The organism is Streptococcus sp. 1055, assembly GCF_013276815.1.
Taxonomy (GTDB): domain Bacteria; phylum Bacillota; class Bacilli; order Lactobacillales; family Streptococcaceae; genus Streptococcus; species Streptococcus pseudopneumoniae.
The window spans coordinates 1-4,497 of the sequence record NZ_VMLT01000153.1 but is presented as its reverse complement, the minus strand read 5'-3'; the positions used below and the strand labels follow the sequence as shown (position 1 = coordinate 4,497).

General features: G+C 39.7%; 3 protein-coding genes and 2 pseudogenes. 2 read left to right on the top strand and 3 right to left on the bottom strand.

From position 1 onward, the window contains the following. Positions 1-253 precede the first annotated feature (253 nt). A complete protein-coding gene (gene rpsU, locus HT699_RS11160; RefSeq protein ID WP_000048054.1) occupies positions 254-430 on the bottom strand; it encodes a 30S ribosomal protein S21 in 177 nt (58 codons plus the stop codon). A gap of 138 nt (positions 431-568) precedes the next feature. Then, positions 569-1,276, bottom strand: a complete 708-nt coding sequence (locus HT699_RS11155) for a glucosamine-6-phosphate deaminase (protein ID WP_138706220.1) — start codon at positions 1,274-1,276, stop codon at positions 569-571. A 150-nt stretch (positions 1,277-1,426) separates the two neighbouring features. Between HT699_RS11155 and queA the strand changes: the two genes are divergently transcribed. Further along, the gene (queA, locus tag HT699_RS11150; protein WP_001090168.1) at positions 1,427-2,455 is read left to right on the top strand and encodes a tRNA preQ1(34) S-adenosylmethionine ribosyltransferase-isomerase QueA; all 1,029 of its coding nucleotides are present in this window, start codon (positions 1,427-1,429) and stop codon (positions 2,453-2,455) included. Positions 2,456-2,920: 465 nt separating this feature from the next. Further along, a pseudogene (locus HT699_RS11145) lies at positions 2,921-4,262 on the top strand (ISL3 family transposase). Between the two features lie 90 nt (positions 4,263-4,352). Here the strand turns inward: HT699_RS11145 and HT699_RS11140 are convergent. Beyond that, positions 4,353-4,497, bottom strand: a pseudogene (locus tag HT699_RS11140) (transposase domain-containing protein); the annotation flags it as partial.

The window sequence follows — 4,497 nt, the reverse complement described above, 5'->3', positions numbered from 1 at the left end:
TCAGGTACTGAAATGTCTGACCGAGATTCAAAGATACTTGTTGAGTTGCGGGAAGTATTTGATACTCAATGAAAATCAAAGAGCAAACTAGGAAGCTAGCCGCAGGCTGCTCAAAACACTGTTTTGAGGTTGTAGATAAGACTGACGAAGTCAGTCACATATATACGGCAAGGCGACGTTGACGTGGTTTGAAGAGATTTTCGAAGAGTATTAAAAGAAAAAGGACTAGATTTCTCCAGCCTTTCATTTCAAATTAGAATTTTTTACGTTTACGAGCTGCTTCTGATTTACGTTTACGTTTTACAGAAGGTTTTTCATAGAATTCACGTTTGCGTGTTTCTTGAAGAGTACCAGCTTTAGTAACCGCACGTTTGAAACGACGAAGTGCGTCGTCAAGAGATTCATTCTTACGTACTACTGTTTTAGACATTTTTTTCACTCCCTTCAAGTTCAATATCTATTTTATTCTACACGTAAAAGGAATAATTGTCAAGCAAAAATGCGGTTTAATTTTGATTTTTTCTTACATTTATACAAGAGTTGAAAGCGTTCAATAGAACATTGGTTTTTATTTTTCAAGTAAGCTAAGCGCTTCAGCATCCGCAATAATGGTCACATCAGGGTGATTTTGGAGACTACTTGCAGGTAGATTCTCAGTCACTGGGCCAGACACTGTTCCGGCAATGGCTTCTGCTTTCGACTCACCGTAGGCAAAGAGAAGGATTGACTTGGCATCCAAGATGTTCTTAATCCCCATTGAAATAGCTTGGGTTGGGACGTCTTCAATCTTGTCAAAAAAGCGCGCATTGGCTTCAATAGTAGACTGGTCAAGTTCTACTAGATGCGTTTGACTGTCAAATGGAGTACCAGGCTCATTAAAGCCGATATGCCCATTGCGACCGATTCCCAAGATTTGCAGATCAACTGGATGGTTAGCCAAAATTTGGTTGTAGCGTTCAACTTCAGCTTCAGCATGATCCTTAACACCACGAGGCAAGAAACTTTCTTTAAATGGTTTTTGGTTGAACAAGTTTTCTTGCATGAAGTGACGGTAAGACTGTGGATTGTCGCCATCAAGGCCTACATACTCATCAAGGTTGACACTGGTTAGATTTGAAAAATCGAGGTCACTTTCAACAATTTCCTTATAAAATTCAAGTGGACTACTTCCTGTCGCAAACCCTAAGGTTTGAGCGCCATTGGCTAATTTTTCCTTCAAAATCTCAAAAGCAACTTTTCCACCTTCGATTTGGTTTTCAACTTTAATAACTTTCATCTTTTCATCCTCCATTTCTATCTATTTTTATTATATGGTATAGACCAATTTTTGTCAAGTGAAAACGATTTAATTTCTAAAAAAAGAGCGTCTATACTTGAAACATGTTATAATGGATAGGATTAGAACTTAGAAAGAATGAACAGATATATGAATACAGCTGATTTTGACTTCCACTTACCTGAGGAATTGATTGCCCAAACACCCCTTGAAAAACGAGATGCCTCTAAACTCCTCATCGTCAACCGTGAGACAGGAAAAATGCAGGACAAACACTTCCACTCCATTATTGATATGCTGGAACCTGGTGATGCCCTCGTTATGAACGACACCCGCGTTCTCCCTGCCCGCCTCTATGGTCAAAAGGAAGAAACTGGAGGCCATGTGGAACTTCTCCTGCTCAAAAATACTGCTGGAGATGAGTGGGAAGTTCTGGCTAAACCTGCCAAACGCCTCAAGGTCGGTACTCGTATCAGCTTTGGTGATGGTCGCCTCAGCGCTGTCATTACAGAAGAATTGACCCACGGAGGCCGCATTGTCCGCTTCGAATACCACGGAATTTTCCTAGAAGTTTTGGAAAGTCTGGGTGAAATGCCGCTGCCACCTTATATCCACGAAAAACTGGATGACCGTGAACGCTATCAAACAGTTTACGCCAAGGAAAGCGGCTCAGCTGCTGCACCAACTGCTGGACTTCACTTCACCAAAGAACTGCTAGCAGAAATCCAAGCTAAGGGTGTTCATCTAGTCTATCTGACTCTTCATGTCGGACTCGGAACCTTTAGACCCGTTTCTGTGGACAATCTAGACGAACACGAAATGCACTCAGAGTTCTATCAACTTTCTGAGGAAGCAGCTGCAACTCTCCGCTCTGTTAAGGAAAATGGTGGTCGTGTCATCGCTGTCGGAACCACTTCTATCCGCACCTTGGAAACTATTGGTTCCAAGTTTGAGGGGCAAATCCAAGCAGATTCTGGTTGGACCAATATCTTTATCAAACCTGGGTATGAGTGGAAGGTCGTGGATGCCTTCTCAACCAACTTCCACCTGCCAAAATCAACTCTGGTCATGTTGGTTTCTGCCTTTGCAGGCCGTGAATTAGTCTTAGATGCCTACCACCATGCCATCCAAGAACACTACCGCTTCTTCAGTTTTGGTGACGCCATGTTTATTTATTGAGAAAGAATTTCTCTAAATCTTCTAATACCAATAAATCGCTAAGATATTATTTCAAAGAACATCTACAATTGAAACTCTAGCTAACTGTAGAAGACGCCTAGTACATTAAAATTAAAATGTTTCTCCCTAGCTGCGAAAATATTGCCATAGATTGCGTTGACTCTCCAAATCGATTCATCTATATTTTATTTCAGCTTCCTATATTTTCTTCGCTGTTTGTAAATCAAAATACAAGATACATGAGTAGCACCATATTTGTTACTCTTATCTGTCCTCTCAAGAGACTATTATGAGTGGTTTCAGAATCATTCACTACTTTGACCCTGACTCTCCTTAGTCTCAAAATCAAAGACTTATGGCTCTATAATATTTGTAGTGGGTAAATCCCCTATGGATATTATGGAGCCTATTTTGTGTAGAAAAAAAGTCCCATATGACCTATAATGAAAAGCGACAAAACAACTCATTAGAAAGAATCATACGGAACAATTACATTTTATCACAAAACTACTCGATATCAAAGACCCTAATATCCAGATTCTAGACATCATCAATAAGGATACACACAAGGAAATCATCGCCAAACTGGACTACGACGCCCCATCTTGCCCTGAGTGCGGAAGTCAAATGAAGAAATATGACTTTCAAAAACCGTCGAAAATTCCTTACCTCGAAACGACTGGTATGCCTACTAGAATTCTCCTTAGAAAGCGTCGATTCAAGTGCTATCACTGTTCAAAAATGATGGTCGCTGAAACTTCTATCGTCAAGAAAAATCACCAAATCCCTCGTATCATCAATCAAAAAATTGCTCAAAAGTTAATTGAAAAGATTTCTATGACTGATATTGACCATCAGCTTTCCATCTCAACTTCAACTGTCATTCGAAAGCTCAATGACTTCCACTTTGAGTGTAATTTTAGAAATCTGCCTAAGATTATGTCTTGGGACGTTGAAACAGTCCAGGGAGTGACTGTTTCAATCGGGAGATGGAGATGAGCTTCATTGCGCAAGATTTTGATAAGCTCAATATCATCACTGTTCTTGAAGGTAGAACACAAGCCGTCATTCGAGATCACTTTCTTAAATATGATAGGGTCGTCCGATGTCGAGTGAAAATTATTACTATGGATATGTTTAGTCCTTATTATGCCTTGGCTAAACAGCTTCGCTTTCAAATTTCTAGGCTCAGGCTGAAACAGTCTCCCAGACTGTTTCACTCCCGAATGCTAAAATCGTTCTGGATCGCTTTCACATTGTGCAACATCTTAGCCGTGCTATGAGTCGTGTCCGTGTCCAAATTATGAATCAGTTTGAACGAAAATCCCATGAATACAAGGCTATTAAACGCTACTGGAAACTCATTCAACAGGATAGTCGTAAACTCAGCGATAAACGTTTTTATCGCCCTACTTTTCGTATGCACTTAACCAATAAAGAGATTCTTGACAAGCTTTTGAGCTATTCAGAAGACTTGAAACACCACTACAATCTCTATCAGCTCTTACTTTTTCACTTCCAGAATAAAGAGCCTGACAAATTTTTCGGACTCATTGAGGACAATCTAAAGCAGGTTCATCCTCTTTTTCAGACTGTCTTTAAAACCTTTCTAAAGGATAAAGAAAAGATTGTCAATGCCCTTCAACTACACTATTCTAACGCCAAACTGGAAGCGACCAATAATCTCATTAAACTTATCAAACGCAATGCCTTTGGTTTTCGGAACTTTGAAAACTTCAAAAAACGGATTTTCATCACTCTGAACATCAAAAAAGAAAGGACGAAATGTGTCCTTTCTCGAGCTTAGCTGACTTCAACCGTAACCGCCCAATAACGAAGTATATTGAAAAATCTCCAGACTAGAGAACTCACGGATAGTTCCTAATCTGGAGATTTCTTATTTGCACTTTTCTTGTACAACTTTAGTCCATGGTAAATAAGCCTCTAAAACCTCTTTGTTTACGAGAGTTTCCTCGTTTGGAAGACATTCTAGAAGATAGGATAGATATTTTTCACTATTTAGTTGATGACGTTTAGCTGTT

Excerpts from the sequence above, each read along its gene's own strand:
- HT699_RS11155 (WP_138706220.1), bottom strand. The coding sequence starts at position 1,276 with ATGAAAGTTATTAAAGTTGAAAACCAAATCGAAGGTGGAAAAGTTGCT.
- rpsU (WP_000048054.1), bottom strand. The coding sequence starts at position 430 with ATGTCTAAAACAGTAGTACGTAAGAATGAATCTCTTGACGACGCACTT.
- queA (WP_001090168.1), top strand. The coding sequence starts at position 1,427 with ATGAATACAGCTGATTTTGACTTCCACTTACCTGAGGAATTGATTGCC.